The organism is Frigoribacterium sp. Leaf172 (assembly GCF_001424285.1).
Lineage (GTDB): Bacteria > Actinomycetota > Actinomycetes > Actinomycetales > Microbacteriaceae > Frigoribacterium.
The window spans coordinates 260463-277666 of sequence record NZ_LMPB01000001.1 but is presented as its reverse complement, the minus strand read 5'-3'; the positions used below and the strand labels follow the sequence as shown (position 1 = coordinate 277666).

At 72.9% G+C, this 17204-nt stretch carries 19 protein-coding genes; 7 read left to right on the top strand and 12 right to left on the bottom strand.

Annotated elements, in window-relative coordinates; all coding sequences use genetic code 11:
• Positions 1 to 31 precede the first annotated feature (31 nt).
• The 6 genes from ASF89_RS01310 to ASF89_RS01285 all read right to left on the bottom strand — a co-directional run bounded on the left by ASF89_RS01310 (position 32) and on the right by ASF89_RS01285 (position 4764).
• Entirely contained in the window at positions 32 to 259 is a 228-nt protein-coding gene (locus ASF89_RS01310) for a DUF3618 domain-containing protein (protein ID WP_055799170.1), read from the bottom strand.
• Positions 260 to 305: 46 nt separating this feature from the next.
• On the bottom strand, positions 306 to 767 hold the full coding sequence (locus ASF89_RS01305; protein WP_055799166.1) for a phage holin family protein: 462 nt from the start codon (positions 765 to 767) through the stop codon (positions 306 to 308).
• Positions 764 to 1042, bottom strand: a complete 279-nt coding sequence (locus ASF89_RS01300; protein ID WP_055799161.1) for a hypothetical protein — start codon at positions 1040 to 1042, stop codon at positions 764 to 766. Before ASF89_RS01300 ends, ASF89_RS01305 begins: the two co-directional genes overlap by 4 nt.
• 51 nt (positions 1043 to 1093) lie before the next feature.
• On the bottom strand, positions 1094 to 2509 hold the full coding sequence (locus tag ASF89_RS01295) for an NAD(P)/FAD-dependent oxidoreductase (protein WP_082489693.1): 1416 nt from the start codon (positions 2507 to 2509) through the stop codon (positions 1094 to 1096).
• Positions 2510 to 2538: 29 nt separating this feature from the next.
• On the bottom strand, positions 2539 to 3612 hold the full coding sequence (gene hemE / locus ASF89_RS01290; RefSeq protein ID WP_055811349.1) for a uroporphyrinogen decarboxylase: 1074 nt from the start codon (positions 3610 to 3612) through the stop codon (positions 2539 to 2541).
• Positions 3613 to 3756: 144 nt separating this feature from the next.
• Entirely contained in the window at positions 3757 to 4764 is a 1008-nt protein-coding gene (locus ASF89_RS01285; protein WP_055811346.1) for an NADP-dependent oxidoreductase, read from the bottom strand.
• A gap of 159 nt (positions 4765 to 4923) precedes the next feature.
• Here ASF89_RS01285 and ASF89_RS01280 point away from each other — a divergent pair, with 159 nt between their 5' ends.
• Positions 4924 to 6195, top strand: coding sequence for a glutamyl-tRNA reductase (locus ASF89_RS01280; protein ID WP_055811343.1), 1272 nt, complete (start codon positions 4924 to 4926; stop codon positions 6193 to 6195).
• A gap of 29 nt (positions 6196 to 6224) precedes the next feature.
• Positions 6225 to 6632 (top strand): NUDIX domain-containing protein, encoded by a 408-nt coding sequence (locus tag ASF89_RS01275; protein ID WP_055811339.1) that lies wholly within the window; start codon positions 6225 to 6227, stop codon positions 6630 to 6632.
• 19 nt (positions 6633 to 6651) lie between these two features.
• Here ASF89_RS01275 and ASF89_RS01270 read toward each other — a convergent pair whose 3' ends face one another.
• Entirely contained in the window at positions 6652 to 8616 is a 1965-nt protein-coding gene (locus ASF89_RS01270) for a M13 family metallopeptidase (RefSeq protein WP_055811335.1), read from the bottom strand.
• A gap of 41 nt (positions 8617 to 8657) precedes the next feature.
• Between ASF89_RS01270 and ASF89_RS01265 the strand changes: the two genes are divergently transcribed.
• The 4 genes from ASF89_RS01265 (at position 8658) to ASF89_RS01250 (ending at position 12426) form a co-directional block, all read left to right on the top strand.
• Positions 8658 to 9923: a uracil-xanthine permease family protein gene (locus ASF89_RS01265; protein ID WP_055799143.1), complete on the top strand. Its 1266-nt coding sequence runs from the start codon at positions 8658 to 8660 to the stop codon at positions 9921 to 9923.
• Position 9924: 1 nt separating this feature from the next.
• Positions 9925 to 11250, top strand: a complete 1326-nt coding sequence (locus tag ASF89_RS01260) for an MATE family efflux transporter (RefSeq protein WP_055811332.1) — start codon at positions 9925 to 9927, stop codon at positions 11248 to 11250.
• A 154-nt stretch (positions 11251 to 11404) separates the two neighbouring features.
• Positions 11405 to 11860, top strand: coding sequence for an Hsp20/alpha crystallin family protein (locus ASF89_RS01255; protein WP_055799138.1), 456 nt, complete (start codon positions 11405 to 11407; stop codon positions 11858 to 11860).
• 95 nt (positions 11861 to 11955) lie between these two features.
• Positions 11956 to 12426, top strand: a complete 471-nt coding sequence (locus tag ASF89_RS01250; RefSeq protein ID WP_055811327.1) for a MaoC family dehydratase — start codon at positions 11956 to 11958, stop codon at positions 12424 to 12426.
• A 195-nt stretch (positions 12427 to 12621) separates the two neighbouring features.
• Here the strand turns inward: ASF89_RS01250 and ASF89_RS01245 are convergent, their stop codons facing one another.
• From ASF89_RS01245 to ASF89_RS01235, 3 genes are all read right to left on the bottom strand, one after another.
• Positions 12622 to 13209 (bottom strand): YdeI family protein, encoded by a 588-nt coding sequence (locus tag ASF89_RS01245; RefSeq protein ID WP_055811324.1) that lies wholly within the window; start codon positions 13207 to 13209, stop codon positions 12622 to 12624.
• A gap of 60 nt (positions 13210 to 13269) precedes the next feature.
• On the bottom strand, positions 13270 to 13548 hold the full coding sequence (locus ASF89_RS16265) for a DivIVA domain-containing protein (protein ID WP_055811320.1): 279 nt from the start codon (positions 13546 to 13548) through the stop codon (positions 13270 to 13272).
• A 137-nt stretch (positions 13549 to 13685) separates the two neighbouring features.
• A complete protein-coding gene (locus tag ASF89_RS01235; RefSeq protein ID WP_055811318.1) occupies positions 13686 to 14111 on the bottom strand; it encodes a VOC family protein in 426 nt (141 codons plus the stop codon).
• A gap of 103 nt (positions 14112 to 14214) precedes the next feature.
• On the opposite strand from ASF89_RS01235, the gene ASF89_RS01230 reads away from it, so the two are divergent.
• Complete coding sequence (locus ASF89_RS01230) at positions 14215 to 15345, top strand: YafY family protein (protein WP_082489814.1); 1131 nt, start codon at positions 14215 to 14217, stop codon at positions 15343 to 15345.
• Here ASF89_RS01230 and ASF89_RS01225 read toward each other — a convergent pair.
• Together ASF89_RS01225 and ASF89_RS01220 are read right to left on the bottom strand one after the other, a co-directional pair.
• Positions 15283 to 15996, bottom strand: coding sequence for a hypothetical protein (locus ASF89_RS01225; RefSeq protein WP_156463288.1), 714 nt, complete (start codon positions 15994 to 15996; stop codon positions 15283 to 15285). The genes ASF89_RS01230 and ASF89_RS01225 overlap by 63 nt on opposite strands.
• An 8-nt stretch (positions 15997 to 16004) precedes the next feature.
• Positions 16005 to 17201, bottom strand: a complete 1197-nt coding sequence (locus ASF89_RS01220; protein WP_055811313.1) for an N-acetylglucosamine-6-phosphate deacetylase — start codon at positions 17199 to 17201, stop codon at positions 16005 to 16007.
• Between the last annotated feature and the right edge of the window lie 3 nt (positions 17202 to 17204).

Here is a 17204-nt window from a genome sequence, read left to right as displayed (position 1 = left end):
GGACGCCCCGGGCGGGGTCGATGGGGAGGGGCTAACGGCGCTTGACGACGCCGACCAGGATGCCGCCGACGGTCAGCGCGACGACCCCCGCGCCCGCGAGCCACGGCCACTTGTCGCGCTCGTACGACGCCTTGGCCCGCTGCCCGGCGGCACCCAGCTGCTTGGGCACGTTGAGCTTGTCCTCGATCTCGTTCAGCGTCGCGGCCAGCTCGGCACGCGTCTTGTCGATGTGACCCTGGATGTCGTTCGTGTCGCTCACGATGGTTCCGTTCGGTGCAGGGGAGGTGCGGAGAGGGGGAGGAGCGTCAGGACTCGTCGAGACGCGTGCGGGGGATCGTGCCGACGCCCTTGATGGCCCGCAGATCGCGCTGCAGGCTGGCCAGGGTCTTCTCGGGGACGACCGGCAGCCCGACCTTGATCTTCTTGTAGCCGACCCAGCCGAGGATGCCCGCGCCGATCAGCAGGGCCACCGCGACGATGAGGGCCGACAGCCAGCCCGGGAGCCAGATGGCGATCAGGAGCACGATCGCGGTCAGGAGCACCCCGAGGGCCGCGAAGACGAGCACGAGCGCGCCGACGACGAAGCCCGCCCCGAGGCCGAAGGCCTTGAGGGTGCCGAGGATCTCGCTCTTCAGCAGCGCGATCTCGCCCTTGACGAGGTCCGTCACCAGGGTCGGGACGTCGTGCAGCAGCGTGAAGAGCGACCGGGAGCGGGTCCGTGAGCCGGAGTCGTGGCGGATCCGGTCGCTCCGGGTCGAATCGGTCATCGGGTCTTACCGGTGGTCGTCGACTTCTGCTTCTTCCTGCCGCCGCCGAAGGCCCGCACGATGACGAACTTGACGGCGTTGACACCCGCGTCGACGACGTCGGCCGTCTTGGCGCCGGCGAAGTCCTCGGCCTTGACCACCTGGCGCTGGACCGCGCGGCTGTGCCAGAGCTTCGAGCTCGTCGCCGAGATCTGCTCGTAGCGGTCTCGACCGGCCCGGGCGCCCAGCACGAAGCCGAGTGCTCCACCGGCGACGAAGATCAGTTTGCCTCGCATGTCGCTCCTTCTGTGGTCTGCGCGCGGCCGTCGGCCACGCGAGACCCCAATCTAGTCCGAGGGCGCCGCGAGATGCCCGACGCCGTCGCTCAAGACGGCCGCGGCGGTCGCACGGGACTGCGCGATGACCGAGGCGAGGCCCCGTCCCGCCACGGCGCCGCCGACGCGACGGACGCCGTCGAGGGGGGTGACGGAGCCGACCCGCGCCTCCTCGGCTCCGGTCGCGGGCGTCGTCAGCGGGGCGTCCCAGGCGACGCGCGCCCAGCCGTCGACCCGATCGGGGTCGAGGGCGACGCCGAGCAGCACCCCGGCATCGGCGATCGCGACCGCACGCAGCTCGGCGTCGGGGGTGCTCCGCTCGACGACGGGCGAGTCGTAGCTCAGCCGCAGCACGTGGCGACCGCCGGTCCGCTCGGCGAGCCACGGCCACTTGACGGTGGCGTGCGTGAGGGCCTTCGCCCGCACGTCGAGGGCGCCCGGCGCGACGAGCACCCCGGTGCCCCGCGGGCCGCCGTCGAGGGCCGGTTCGCGGACGACGAGGGTGACGAGCGTGATCAGGCCCGCAGCCGAGGAGGCGCGACCCGCCAGGGCCCGCCCCGCACCCTCGCCGACGGCCAGCACCACGGCGTCGGCGACGAGCCACTCGCCCCCGACGGTCACGGACGACGCGTCGAGCGCGCTCACGGGGGCGTCGAGGCGGGTCTCGACGCCGAGCCGGGCCAGATCGGAGACGAGCGCGTCGACCAGCCGGGCGTTGCCGCCCCGCAGACCCGCGACCGCCGAGCCCGCCGGGGCCAGTGCCCGCAGGCTCAGGACGGCGGCCGTGAGCGACCCCTCGCGCAGCAGCGCGCGGCGCAGGCCCGGCGACACGCGGTCGACGAGGAGGTCGTCGGGGTGACGCGAGTGGACGCCGCCGACGATCGGCGTGACGAGCCGGTCGAGCACGGCGTCGCCCATGCGCGCGCGGATGAACGGACCGACGGCGATCTCGTCGGCGCCGACCTCGGCGGGCTGCGCGTCGAGCCGGGCGGCGATCGCCGCCCCGTCGGCCCCGATGACGCGCAGCACGTCGGGGTCTGCGAGATCGCCGGGGATGCCGAGCAGACCCGTGCGGGGCAGCGGGAACGCCTCGCCGTCGGCCTGATGCACCCAGGCGCCTCGACCGTCGGGCAGCACGATGTCGTCGCCGAGGCCGAGATCGGCGAGGTAGGCGGCGACCGTCCCCCCGCGGGTGGCGAAGCTCTCGGCGCCCGAGTCGAGGTCGATCCCCGCGACTGTGTGCCGGCCCACCTCGCCGCCGAGTCGACCCGAGGCCTCGAGCAGCAGCACGCGCGCCCCGCCTCGGGCCAGCTCGCGCGCGGTGACCAGTCCGGCGACCCCGCCGCCGACGACGACGACGAGCGCGCGCCCGGCGGCGGGCGCCGGCGACTCGGAACCGACCGAGGAGGCGCGGAGCGGGTCGTACACGGGCGTTCCCCTTCTCTGAGAGCGGTCTTCTAGAGCGTGTGCGCCAGCGCGACGATGCGGGTCAGCACGTCGGGGTCGGTGTCGGGGTTGACGCCGTGCCCCAGGTTGAGCACGTGGGCCGGCGCGGCGCGGCCGCGCTCGACGACGTCGCGCACGTGCGCCTCGAGCACCGGCCAGGGCGCCTGCAGCAGTGCGGGGTCGATGTTGCCCTGGAGCGGGGTGCCGCCGCCGAGGCGACGCGAGGCCTCGTCGAGCGGGATGCGCCAGTCGACGCCCATCGCGTCGACGCCGACGTCGCGCATGGCGGTCAGCACCTCGCCGCTGCCGACGCCGAAGTGGATGCGCGGCACGCCCAGGTCGGCCACGTGCGACAGCGCACGGGCCGAGTGCGGTGCCACGTTCGCCGTGTAGTCGGCGAGCGACAGCGACCCGACCCACGAGTCGAACAGCTGGGCGGCGCTCGCACCGGCCATCACCTGCGCGCGCAGGAACGCCCCCGTGACGTCCGCCGCCCAGGTGAGCAGCGCCTCCCAGGTGTCGGGATCGCTGTGCATCAGGGTGCGGGCGCGGATGTGGTCTTTGGAGGGGCCGCCCTCGACGAGGTACGCGGCGAGGGTGAACGGGGCGCCGGCGAAGCCGATCAGCGGGGTGGCGCCCAGCTCGGCGACCGTCTGCGCGACGCCGGCCGCGATGGGGGCCAGCGCGTCGTCGTCGAGCGGGCGCAGGGCGGCGACGTCGGCCGCCGTGCGGATGGGGTTCTCGAGCACCGGACCGCGCCCGGGGACGATGTCGACCGACACCCCGGCGAGCTTGATCGGCACGACGATGTCGCTGAAGAAGATGCCGGCGTCGACGCCGTGGCGACGGACCGGCTGCAGCGTGATCTCGCTGGCGAGGTCGGGGGTGAGGCAGGCGTCGAGCATCTTCGTGCCGACGCGCAGCTCGCGGTACTCGGGCAGCGATCGACCGGCCTGACGCATGAACCAGACGGGCAGCGTCTCGGGCCGGTCGCCCCGCAGTGCCCGCACCAGGCGGGAGTCGGCGGTGAGGCCGGTCGCGAGCGGGTGCTGGTCGGGCAGGGCGGAGGTGATCACGGGGAGCATTCTCCCATCGCCTGCTGGGCGTCTCGTCGAGGCGACCCGGCGGGGGTCCCGCGGTCCCGGGACCGCCCGCACGGCCGCCTCGCCCTCGGCTCGCCGACGACGCGGAGGCGGGAGCCGAGGAGGCGGGAGCCGCGGAGTCGCGGGTCAGCCGACCTTGACGACCATCTTGCCGACGTTGGCGCCGCGCATCAGCCCCGTGAACGCCTCGAAGGCCTGGTCGATGCCCTCGACGACGGTCTCGTCGTGGACCACGTCGCCGTTCGCGAGCCACGGGCCCATCTCGGCCTGGAAGGCGGGGGCGATGTGACGGTAGTTACCGAGCGTGAAGCCCTTCATCATGAGACCGCGGGTGACCATGTTGGTCATGCCGGTGATGCCGACGGGGGCCCCGGTCGAGTTGTAGTTGGCGATCGAGCCGCAGAGCGCGGCACGGCCGCCGTCGCGGAACGAGTCGAGCGCGGCCGAGAGGTGGTCGCCCCCGACGTTGTCGAAGTAGACGTCGATGCCGTCGGGCGCTGCCTCGCGCAGCAGCTCGGTGACGTCGCCGTCCTTGTAGTTGAACGCCGCGTCGAAGCCGTACTTCGAGGTGAGCAGCTCGACCTTCTCGGCCGATCCGGCGCTGCCGATGACGCGCGAGGCGCCCTTCAGCCGGGCGATCTGACCGACCATCGTGCCCACGGCGCCGGCGGCGCCGGAGACGAAGACGACGTCGCCCTCGCGGATCCCGGCGATCTCGGTGAGGCCGACGTAGGCCGTCAGACCGGTGAGGCCGAGCACGCCGAGGTGAGCGGACAGGGGCACGCCCTCGACGGTCTGCGTGGCGCGGAACGAGCCCGCGCCTCCCTGGGCCACGTCGCGCCAGCCGAGGTCGTGCTGCACGACAGTGCCCACCGGGAGCTCGTCGGAGCGCGACTCGACGACGCGTCCGATGGCGCCGCCGGTCATCGTCTCGTTCAGGGCGAAGGGCGGCACGTAGGACTTCACGTCGTTCATGCGACCGCGCATGTAGGGGTCGACGGACAGGAACTCGTTCTGCACGCGCACCTCGCCGTCGGCGAGCTCGGGCAGGGTCACCTCGACCCGGCGCACGTCGTCGGTGGTGGGCTCGCCCTCGGGGCGGGCGATGAGCTGCCACTGGATGCTGGTGGTCATGATTCTCCTGTCGTCGGGCCGATCGGGGTGGTCGGCGGGGCCTCATGTTGCAATGCGCAACACTGCATGCGCATTCCCGGGACCAGCCTGACCCCGTGCATCCTCTCGACATCGAGGCATCACCCAGCCGGATGCGTCGATGAGCGTTACTCTTGATCGGTGCTTATCTGCCTGACGGCGTCCCACCGGAACGCCAGCTTCGACCTCCTCGAGAAGTTGAGCATCGGCGCACCCTCGGCGGTCGGCACCCTGGTCGACGGCAGCGACTTCGTCAACGGAGCCGTCGTGCTCGCGACCTGCAACCGCTTCGAGGCCTATCTCGACGTCGACGAGCCCCTCACGGCCGGCAGCGCCGTCGCGGTCGAGGCCACCATCGCGACCATGAGCGACGCGAGCGACGTCACGGCCGACGACCTGCGCGACAGCGTGCGCATCATCACCGGCGACGAGGTCGTCGAGCACCTGTTCGCCGTCAGCTCGGGTCTCGAGTCGGTCGTCATCGGCGAAGACGAGATCTCGGGCCAGGTCCGCCGCGCGCTCGAGCGCGCCCGCGAGGGCGGCACGACGTCGTCCGACCTCGAGCGCCTCTTCCAGAAGGCCTCGCACACCTCCCGCGGCATCAAGAACCGCACGAACGTCGGAGGCGCGGGTCGTTCGCTCGTGCGCCTCGCCCTCGAGCTCGCGTCCTCGCGCGTCACGGACTGGGCTGACGCCCGGGTGCTGATCGTGGGCACCGGCCAGTACGCCGCCACGACGGTCACCGCCCTGCGCGACCGAGGCGCCGACCGGCTCGCCGTGTACTCGTCGTCGGGTCGCGCCTCCTGGTTCGGGCTGAAGCACGACGCCACCCCCTACGACGACCTCGCCGAGGCCATCGCCTGGTGCGACGTGCTCATCACCTGCACGTCGACGACCGAGCCCGTCGTCACCCCCGACGTCGTCGCCGCGGGCGACCGCCGCCTGGTCATCGACCTCGGCCTGCCCCGCAACGTCGACCCCCTCGTCACCGAGATCGACGGCGTCGAGCTGCTCGACCTCGAGACCATCAGCCTGCACGCCCCGCTCGCCGAGCTCACCGCCGCCGACGACGCCCGCGCGCTCGTCTCGACGGCCGCGGCCGAGTTCCAGGCCGTCGCCGCCGAGCAGTCGCTCACCCCCGCCGTCGTCGCTCTGCGCAAGCACGTCTTCGATCTGCTCGACTCCGAGATCGAGCGCGCGCGGTCCCGTGGCGACTCGTCCGACCGCACCGAGGCCGCCCTGCGCCACCTGGCCGGCGTGCTGCTGCACACCCCGTCCGTGCGAGCGCGCGAGCTGGCCCGCGAGGGTCGCGGCGAGGAGTTCCGCGACGGGCTCGAGGCCCTCTTCGGCCTCACCGAGACACGCGCCGCCACCCCGGCCCCGCACCTGCGCGCCGTCGGCGACGCGAGCTGACCTCTTCAGGCCGGTGCGAGGATGACCGGATGGAACCGATCGTCGTCAGCGCCCTCGCCCTGATCCGCGACCGGCGCCTCCTCATGGTCACGGCCCGCGGCCGCGACGTGCTGTACCTGCCGGGCGGCAAGCTCGAGCCGGGCGAGTCGCCCGCCGAGGCCCTCGTGCGCGAGTCGCGCGAGGAGGTCGCCGTCGAACTCGACCCGTCGACCGTCGTCGAGCTGTTCACCGTGCGGACCCAGGCCCACGGCGAACCGGACGGGCGGGAGGTGCACATGACCCTGTTCTCGGCGGACCCGACCACGGCCAGCCCCGAGCCCCTCGCATCGGCCGAGGTGGGTGCGCTCCACTGGGTCACGTCGGTCGACGCCGACCGGTGCCCCCCGGCCGGCGTCGCGACCCTCGACGGTCTCGTCCGGCTCGGCCTGATCGACTGACCGGCGGGGCCGCGCGGGGTCACCAGATCGTGACGCGCTCCTCCGGCGGCAGCCAGGCCGCGTCGCTCGGCGCGACGTCGAAGGCGGCGTAGAACTCGTCGATGTTGCGCACGATCTGGTTGCAGCGGAACTCGTTCGGCGAATGCGGATCGATCGAGAGCAGCCGGACGGCCTCCTCGTCGCGCAGCGTGATCTGCCACGCCTGCGCCCAGCTGAGGAAGAACCGCTGGGCTCCGGTCATGCCGTCGATCACAGGAGCCTCGGCCCCCTCGAGCGAGAGCAGGTACGCCTTGTAGGCGATCGACAGCCCACCGAGGTCGCCGATGTTCTCGCCGATGGTGAGGGCGCCGTTGACGTGGTGGTCGGGGACCTGAGCCGGGGCGAGCGCGTCGTACTGGGCGATCAGCGACGCGGTGAGCTTCTCGAACGCCTCGCGGTCGGCGGCCGTCCACCAGTCGCGGAGTCGGCCGTCGCCGTCGTACTTCGACCCCTGGTCGTCGAAGCCGTGGCCGATCTCGTGTCCGATGACCGCGCCGATCGCGCCGTAGTTCGCGGCGGCGTCGCGGGTCTCGTCGAAGAACGGGAACTGCAGGATCGCCGCGGGGAACACGATCTCGTTCATGCCGGGGTTGTAGTAAGCGTTGATCGTCTGCGGGGTCATGAACCACTCGCCGCGGTCGAGCGGCTGTCCGATCTTGCCCAGCTCGCGGTCGAAGCCGACGGCGGCGGTCGCCCGCACGTTGCCGACCAGATCGGCCGGGTCGACCTCGAGGGCCGAGTAGTCGCGCCAGGTGTCGGGGAACCCGATCTTCGGCGTGAACTTCTCGAGCTTCTCGAGGGCGCGGCCGCGGGTCTCCTCCGTCATCCACTCGAGGCCGGTGATGCTCTGCCGGTACGCCTCGACCAGGTGCGCGACGAGCACGTCCATGGCGGTCTTGGCCTCGGGCGCGAAGTGGCGCTCGACGTAGATGCGGCCGACGGCCTCGCCCATGGCGCCCTCGACGAGCGAGACGCCGCGCTTCCAGCGGGCGCGCTGCACGGGCGCTCCCGTGAGGGTGCGACCGTAGAAGCCGAAGTTCGCCTCGACGAACGGGGTCGACAGATAGGCCGCCGATGAGCGGATGATCTGCCAGCGCAGCCAGTCCTGCCAGTCGAGGAGGCGCGCTCCGGTCAGCAGCGACGCCAGACCCGTCACGAACGACGGCTCACGCACGACGAGCTCGTCGAACACGCGCTCGGGCGCGCCCAAGGCGTCGCGCCAGACGGTCAGGTCCACGCCCTCGGCGAGCGCGTCGAACCCCGCCCAGGGCAGGAGGTTGTAGGTCGCGTCGCTGTCGCGGGTGGCGACGTTGTCCCAGTGGCGCGAGGCGAGCTCGGTCTCGAGCGCCATGATGCGGGCGGCGCGGTCGGCGGCCTCGTCGAAGCCGGCGAGCTCGAGCATGCGGGCGACGAAGGCGACGTAGGCGGTGCGGATCGACTCGGACTTCTCGTCGCGGTAGTACGACTCGTCGGGCAGACCCAGACCGCCCTGCTCGACGAACAGGACGTAGCGCTCGGGGTCGCCCGGGTCGTTGTCGACGAAGAGCTGCACGAAGCTCGCGAGCCCCTGCTTCTCGAACGAGCCCAGGAGGCGCAGGAGGCCGTCGACGTCGGTCACGTCGTCGACGGGGTCGAGCAGGGGGCGGATCGGCTCGGCGCCGAGCGCCTCGACGCGCTGCTCGTCGAGGAAGCTCGTGTAGAGGTCGCCGACCTTGCGGGCCTCGGTGCCCGGCTCGGCGTCCTGAGACTCCTGGATGATCTCGCGGACGGCCGCCTCGGCCTCCTCGGCGAGGACGTAGAACGAGCCGTAGCGCGCCTTGTCGTCGGGGATCGCCGTCCGGGCGATCCAGCGACCGTTCACGTGACGGAAGAGATCGTCCTGCGGACGCACCTCCGGGTCGAGCTCGTCGGTCAGGATTCCGGAGGAGAGGGCGTCGCTCGTCATGGTCGTCAGCCTACGACCGCGTCGCCGCTACAGTTCTGAGCATGGCACTCCCCTGGTCCCTGCACGGTGACGGCAAGACCGTCGACTCGACCGAGATCGTGGCGCCGGAGGAGCGGCTCACCTGGCCGCGCACCATCGGCCTGGGCGGTCAGCACGTCGTCGCCATGTTCGGCGCGACCTTCCTGGTGCCGATCCTCACGGGTTTCCCGCCGAGCACGACCCTGCTGTTCTCGGGCATCGGCACGCTGCTGTTCCTGATCATCACGAAGAACCGGCTGCCCAGCTATCTCGGGTCGTCGTTCGCGTTCCTCGCTCCGATCGCCGCGGCGAAGGAGGTCGGGGGCATACCGCTCGCTCTCAGCGGCATCATCGTCGTCGGCGCCCTGCTCGCGATCATCGGCGTGGTGGTGCACCTCGCGGGCACGCGCTGGATCGACTCGCTGCTGCCGCCGGTCGTCAGCGGCGCGATCGTCGCCCTGATCGGCTTCAACCTCGCGCCCGCCGCCCGCGACAACTTCGCGCTCGCCCCGCTGACGGCGGTCATCACGCTCGCCGCGGTGGTGCTGAGCGCCGTGCTCTTCCGAGGCCTCCTCGGTCGCCTCTCGATCTTCGTCGGCGTGGTGGTCGGCTACATCGCCGCCGTGCTGCTCGGCGAGGTCAGCTTCGATGCCGTGCGCGACGCCCCCTGGGTGGGTCTGCCGACCTTCACCGCGCCGGCCTTCGATCTGTCGGCGCTGCCCGTGTACCTCGGTTTCCTGCCGGTCGTGCTGGCCCTGATCGCCGAGAACGTCGGGCACGTGAAGGGCGTCGGTCAGCTGACGAAGCGGAACCTCGACCCGCTGACCGGCCGAGCGCTCTTCGCCGACGGCCTCAGCACGGTGCTCGCCGGGCTCGGCGGCGGCTCGGCCACCACCACCTACGGCGAGAACATCGGCGTGATGAGCGCCACCCGGGTCTTCTCGACCGCGGCGTACTGGGTCGCCGGCATCGTGGCGATCCTGCTCGGGCTGTCGCCGAAGATCGGCGCCGTCATCTTCACCATCCCGCCGGGGGTGCTCGGCGGCGTGACCACGGCCCTCTACGGCCTCATCGGCGTCATCGGCATCCGCATCTGGGTCGAGAACAAGGTCGACTTCAGCCGACCGAAGAACCAGCTCACGGCCGGCATCGCCCTGATCATGGGCATCGCCGACTTCACGCTGTCGCTCGGCGGCGCCACGTTCGGCGGCATTATCCTCGGAACGGTCGCGGCCATCGTCGTGTACCACCTGATGACGCTGGTCGGCCGGGCCCGCGGCACCGACTGAGGTGCGCCTCCGGAACCCCCTCGACCGCGAGATCGTCCGTCTGGCCCTGCCTGCGCTCGGGGCGCTGATCGCCGAACCGCTGTTCCTACTGACCGACACGGCCCTGATCGGGCATCTCGGCTCGGTGCCGCTGGCCGGTCTCGGGGTGGCCGGGGTGATCCTGCAGACGGCGCTCGGGCTGCTGATCTTCCTGGCGTACGCGACGACCCCGACCGTGGCGAGGAGGCTCGGTGCCGGTGACCGGGCGGGGGCCATCCGCGCCGGCGTCGACGGCCTCTGGTTCGCGCTGCTGCTCGGCGTCGTGCTGGCCGTCGCCGGAGCGTTCACGGCGCCGTCGCTCGTGGGGCTGTTCGGCACGGAGCCGGCCGTGGAGGCCGCCGCCACGACCTATCTCACGGTGTCCATGATCGGCCTGCCGGGCATGCTCATCGTCATCGCCGCCACCGGCCTGCTGCGCGGCCTGCAGGACACCCGCACCCCTCTCGTCGTCGCCGGCGTGGGCTTCGCCGTGAACGCCGGGCTCAACGCCGTGTTCATCTACGGGTTCGGCTGGGGCGTCGCCGGGTCGGCGGCCGGCACCGTCGTGGCGCAGTGGGGCATGGCGGCCGTCTACGTCGTGATCGCCGTGCGCGCGGCCCGCGCCGTCGGCGCCGATCTGCGCCCCGGGCTCGCGGGGGTCGGACGCACGGCCCGGTCGGGCGCGTGGCTGCTGGTGCGGAACGCGAGTCTGCGGGTCGCGATGATCGCGACCGTGGCGACCGCCGCCTCCTCGGGGGTGACGGGGTTGGCGACCATCCAGGTCGCGCTGACGGTCTTCAGCACGCTCGCCTTCGCGCTCGACGCCCTCGCGATCGCCGGGCAGGCCATGATCGGGCACTCCCTCGGAGCGGGGGACCGCGACCGGGTGAGGGCGGTGACCCGCCGCCTGATGCTGTTCGGGGTCGGCGGCGGGGTGCTGCTCGGGGCGCTCGTCGCCGCGCTCTCGGGGGTGCTCGGGCCGGTGTTCACGACCGACGAGGGCGTCCGCGCACTGCTGCCCGGGGTGGTGCTCGCGATGGCGGTCGGCATCCCGCTGGCCGGGTTCGTGTTCGTGCTCGACGGCGTGCTGCTCGGAGCCGGCGATGCGCGCTACCTGGCGCTGGCGGGGGTGGTGAACGTGCTGGTGTACCTGGCGATCCTCGTGCCGGTCGAGCGCGCCGTGGGCGAGGGGCCGGGGTCCGTCGTCGCGCTGTGGTTCGCGTTCGGCCTCGGCTACATCGGGATCCGCGCCGTGACCCTCGGGGTGCGGGCCGCGGGGTCGCGCTGGATGGTCGTCGGCGCGCGCTGAGCCCGCCGCCACGGTCTCAGATTCATCCCAGCGTGCTCGAAGCGATTTTCGAGACAAGCCCGCTGACCGGGATTTATCCTCTTCTCGTCGGCCGGATCCGAGACCGGGACCGGCCCGGATAACCACACGCGAACACCGAAAGGGGACTCTTCATATGGCTGTGTCTTTCGATCCTTTCACCGAGCTCGACCGCCTCGCCGCCGGGCTCCTCGGCACCCGTCAGGGCCCGAAGGTCATGCCCGTCGACCTCTACCGCGACGGCGACCGCTACGTGCTGAACGCCGACATGCCGGGCATCGACCCGGGCTCGGTGGACATCGACGTCGACGGTCAGCTGCTGACCATCCGCGCGAACCGCACCCCCGACACCCGCGACGGGGTGACGTGGCTGTCGCAGGAGCGCCCGCACGGGTCGTACCTGCGGCAGTTCAGCGTGGGCGAGGGCATCGACTCGAACGCGATCACCGCCCACTACGACAACGGCGTGCTGTCGCTGCTGATCCCGGTGAGCGAGCGGGCGAAGCCGCGCAAGATCGAGGTGACCGCCGGACCGGCGACCGAGCCGTCCGTCGGCGCTCCGTCGGCCGAGCGACGGTCGATCGACAGCTGACCCGACGACCGGAGGGCCCCCGCGCAGGCGGGGGCCCTCCGCACGTCTGTCCACCCCCCGGCCAGGATTCTGCGCGATGTGTACCGTCTCCTCTCGTGCCTTCCTTCGACGAGACCCCGCTGATCGACCGACACTTCGACGACTACCGGCCCGGCGCCGGCGGGACGTACGGCCCGGTCGAGGTCACCGCGAGCTCCATCGTGGGCTTCGCGGCCGACTTCGACCCGCACACGATGCACCTGGATCCCGTCGGCGCGGCTGACGGTCCCTTCGGCGGTCTGATCGCGAGCGGCTGGCACACGACCGCCATGATGATGCGGCTGATGGTCGACAACTTCCTCAACGAGCGGACGAGCCTCGCGTCGCCGGGTGTCGACGAGCTGCGCTGGCACCGGCCCGTGCGACCGGGCGACCAGCTGCGGGCGCGGTTCACGGTGCTCGAGGCCCGCCCCTCGCGGTCGAAGCCCGACCGCGGCATCGTCCGCACCCGCATCGAGATGCTGAACCAGCACGACGAGGTCGTCATGTCGCAGATCATGATGAACCTGATCAGGCGCCGCGCCTAGCGGTCGCTTCCGCACCGCTCGCCGCCTGCCGCCCTGCCGCCCTGCCGCGGCCACGGTGGGCGGAAAGTGCCCCTCGCAGAGCTCGGACGGGCATCTTCTGACCAACGACAGGCCAGCGCACCAGCCCCGCGGCCACGGTGGGCGGAAGGCGCCCCTCGCGCGGCGCTCGAGGGCGTCTTCCGACCAGGGTCGCCGTCAGCCGGGCCGGGCGGCGCCGGGCGGCTCGGCGCCGGCCTCCAGCCGGGCGACGGCGCGGGCGATGCGGCCGACCCGCGCCTCCTCGGTGGGGGCCGTCAGCACCGGGTGCATGACCGAGTAGCGGGCCGACCGGCTCAACCCCGCGAACGTCCGGGAGGCGCGGGTCGAGTCGGCGAGCGCGGCCGCCAGGTCGGCGGGCGGCTCCATGTCCGCCTGGCCCGCGTAGGCGCGATCCCAGCGCCCGTCGCCCTTCGCCCGGTCGATCTCGGCCTGACCCCGCGGGCGCATCCGCCCCGAGTCGACGAGGCGGGCGACGTGGTCGACGTTGCGCATCGACCAGATCGACCGGGCCCGCCGGGGCGTGAAGTGCTGGAGGAAGGTGCCGGCGTCGAGGGCGTTGCGGCGCCCGTCGATCCAGCCGCTGCAGAGGGCCTCGTCGAGCGCCTCGGCGTACGTGAGCGACGTGGGGCTCGTGGTGCCCTTCTTGGCGAGCACGAGGCGCACCCCCTCCGAGGTCGACTCGTGGGCGTCGAGCCATGCCCGCCAGGCGACGGCGTCGGGCACGGTGAGGCGGTCGTCGGGCATGTCTCCCTCTCGGTGCGGGCCGGTCGGCGGGTGGCGACCCGCGCCTCCTCGGCTCCGTCGTCAGCCGGCGGCGGGCGGTTCGGCGGTGCGCAGGGCGATGACGACCTGGTCGAGGAACGCGTCGACCTGATCCTGGTCGTACCCCTCGCGGAACCTCGTCGCCTGGAACTTCGCCGCGATGACCTCGTCGGCGGTGAGGGGACCCGGGCCGCGCCCCTGCTCGAGGGCCGCGAACGTCGCGGTGATCCGGTCGAGCAGGTCGTCGACCTGGTCCTGGTCGTAGCCGTCCCGGAACCGGGTCGGTGTGAATCTCGTCGCGACGACGTCCTCTGAACGCATGTCTCCCCCTCGATCGTGGCTCGATCCTGCCACAGGGCGGGGCGGGCTCTCGAGCAGCCGCATGCGCAGGATGCCGGGCGGCCTCGACCCGCCCCCGCCGACCCCGACCCGACCCGCCGGCCCCGCCGAGACCCGGCTCAGCCCCAGGGGACGATCACGTCGATGATCCACGTCACGCCGAACCGGTCGGTGAGCTTGCCGTAGTACGGCGAGAACATCGACGGTCCGAAGGGGACGTGCACGGTGACGCCCTCGGACGCGGCGAGCGCCGTTCCGAGCTGCTCGAGCTCGGCCGCGTCGGTGCTGCGCAGCGACAGGTAGAAGGGGTTGTCGCCGGCCGCATACGGCAGCGAGTCCTGGATGTCGTACGCCATGACGTGGAACCCGCTCGGGGCCATGACCTGCCCCCAGACGATCTGGTCGGCCTGGTCGGGGCCCTGACCCGACTCGGTCTCGCCGTAGGGCACGAGCACGAGGTCGCCGCCGAAGACCGAGTGGTAGAACTCGAGCGCCTCCTTCGCCTGGCCTCGGAAGTTGATGTGCAGGGTGGTGATGACGCTCATGGTCTGTCTCCTCGACGTGATGTCGCGCTCTCTCTGAGCGCTGAGACAAGTCGACTCCGTGTACCGGTCAGCTTCGGTCCGGTTCACGCGCGATGATGACGTCATGCCCGCCGCAGCCGCCTCGTCGACGTCCCAGCGCCTCCTCGCCCTGCTGTCGTTGATGCAGACGAACCGGTCGTGGTCGGCTCCGACGCTGGCCGCTCGGCTCGAGGTCGGCGAGCGCACCGTGCGTCGCGACGTCGAGCGTCTGCGCGAGCTGGGCTACACGATCGACACGACCCGCGGGCCCGAGGGCGGGTACCGGCTCGCGGCGGGCGAGTCGCTGCCTCCGCTGCTGCTCGACGACGAGCAGGCGGTCGCCGTGACCCTCGCGCTGCAGACCGCTCGCCTGGCCGGGGCCGGTCTCGACGACGCCGCGGCCCGGGCCCTGCTGACCGTGACGCGACTGCTGCCCGATCGCGTGGCGCAGCGCATCGCGCGACTCGAGGTCGGGGCCCTCACGCCGGGCTCGCCGTCGACCCGCGTGCAGGTCGACCCCGAGGTGCTGCTGCGCATCGGCGACGCGATCCACCGCCGCGAGGAGCTCCGCTTCGACGTCGACCGGGCCGAGGAGGCGCGGCTCGCCTCCGCAGCGCACCCCGCGTCGACGTCGCTCCCGGCCTCCGCGTCGCCCCCGCCCCGACCGCCGCGACGCGTCGAGCCGCATCACCTGCTGCTGAGCTCCGGCCGCTGGTACCTGATCGGCTGGTCGGACGAGCACGGCGACTGGCGGGTGTTCCGGGTCGACCGGTTACGGCTGCGCCAGCACACGGGTCGGCGCTTCGAGCCGAGGGCGGTGCCGGGCGGCGACCCGGCGGCCTTCCTGTCGGCGCGGTTCAAGGGCTCGAGCGGAGCCGACGCCTGGGCCTGCGTCGGCACGGTCGAGCTGTCGCTGCCGGCGAGCGCCGTGGCCCCGTTCGTCGGCGACGGCGTCGTGGTCGCCGTCGGTCCCGAGCGCTGCCGCGTCGAGGCCGGGTCGTGGTCGTGGGGGTCGCTCGCCGCCTCGTTCGGCCGCTTCGACGCCGAGCTCGTGGCCGTCGGCCCGGCCGAGCTGATCGACGCCTTCGCCGATCTCGCGGGCCGGTACGCGCGGGCGGCGGATCGACGGGCGAGGCCGCGGCCCGTGCCGACCTCAGACCCGGGCGTCGCCGTCGTGCCGCAGGTCGGTCACGAACAGGACGGCGATCGCGGCTGACCGATCCGGCCGGAGGGCCGCGACGACGACGGCGGGGCCCGTGTCGGCGGAGCAGAGCGCGATCTCGGTCTCGCCCCGCTCGGCGAGCCGATCGACGAAGTCCTCGAGCCCGACGACGGTGACGCCCTTCTCCCGGGCGATCGAGTACTTGGTCCGGAACGTCCGCGAGGTGGCGATGGCGCCCTGTCGTCCGACCCGCAGCGACTCGTCGGGCCTCTCGTCGAGCACGGCCAACGCCCGAGCGACCGCCGACGAGGCGGCCGCCGCGTCGTCGGACCGTCTCAGCAGTCCAGCCAGCTCGGCGGCCGAGACGCTATCCGGTTCGACGACCGGCTCCACGGACGCGGCGGTGACGGCCCCACCCGCATCGATCAGCATGATCGCGACCTCGGTCTCGGTGTCGTATCGCCCGAATCGCACGTCGTCGTCGCCGAGATCGTCGAGCACCGCCAGGAGCGCCGTGAGGCTCCCGCTCGACGGCGCCCGGCTCGAGCGGAGTCTCCGGGCCAGGACGGCTGCGGGCGCACGATCGAGACCGATCCGCTCGTCGCGGGGCGACCGCCCCAGGAGGCCGACCAGCGCCTCCGTCCCGGGGGCAGTCGTTCCCGCCGCCCGCTGGCACAGCTCGCCGACGCTGATGGTCTCGCTCATCCGGTCGATCATCCTCGCTCGAACAGCACCTCGCCCTCCGCCACGACCACGTCGGGCGACCAGTCGTCGCCGAGCACGACGAGGTCGCCCCGCGCCCCGACCTCGAGCCGCCCGAAATCGCCGCGGCCGAGCAGGTCGGCCGGGGTGCGCGTCAGCGCCGTGATCGCCGCGACGGGGTCGACGCCCGACCCGACGGCGAGCCGCAGGGCGACGTCCTGCGTGAGCACCGACCCGGCGAGCGCTCCCGAGTCGGCGAGCCGCGCCTCCCCGGCGGCCACCACGACGTCGAGCCCGCCGAGCCGGTACGACCCGTCGGCGCAGCCCGTCGCCGACATCGAGTCCGTGACGAGCGCCACCCGGCCCGGTGCGAGCGCGAAGACCGCCCGCCAGACCGACGGATGCACGTGCACCCCGTCGACGATCAGCTCGAGCACGGCGCCCGCGTCGACGGCGGCGAGCACGGGGCCGGGGTCGCGATGGAGCAGGGGCGGCATGGCGTTGAAGGCGTGGGTGAGGGCGCGCGCGCCCCGGGCGAAGGCGTCGAGCGCGAGGTCGTGGTCCGCCGCCGTGTGCCCGAGGGCGACGACCACCCCGGCGTCGGCGAATCGCCGCAGCGCGTCCGCGGCCCCGTCGAGCTCGGGTGCCAGCGTGATCATCCGCAGGCTCCCGTCCGCCGCTCCGAGCAGCCGGTCGACGGTCTCGGCGGTCGGCGTCGCGAGCGCGCTCTCGTCGTGCGCGCCCTTATGCGAGGCGGCGAGGAACGGCCCCTCGAGGTGCGAGCCGAGCACGAGCGGATCCGTGGCCGCGAGCGCCGCGATGCGCCCGAGCGCCGCCTCCAGTCGGGCGGGTGGCGCCGAGACGAGGCTCAGCACCTGCCGCGTCGTCCCGTGTCGACGGTGGTGCGCGAGCGCGGCCGAGAGGTCGGCGTCGTCGTCGTACGACAGGCCGGCCGCGCCGTGTCCGTGCAGGTCGACGAAACCCGGGGCGACGACGCGACCCCCGGCGTCGATCACGCGCGCCGTCGATGTCGAGGGACCGTCAGCCGACGCGCCGGGCAGACCCGTCGCCCCACCGGTCGCTCCCTCGGGCCGACCCGCGCCCTGGGCGACGGCCGCGATCACCCCGTCCTCGACGCGGATCCAGCCGGGTCGTCGGCCCGCGGCGTCGATCAGCACGGCGTCGTGGACGACGACGGCTCCGCTCATGGT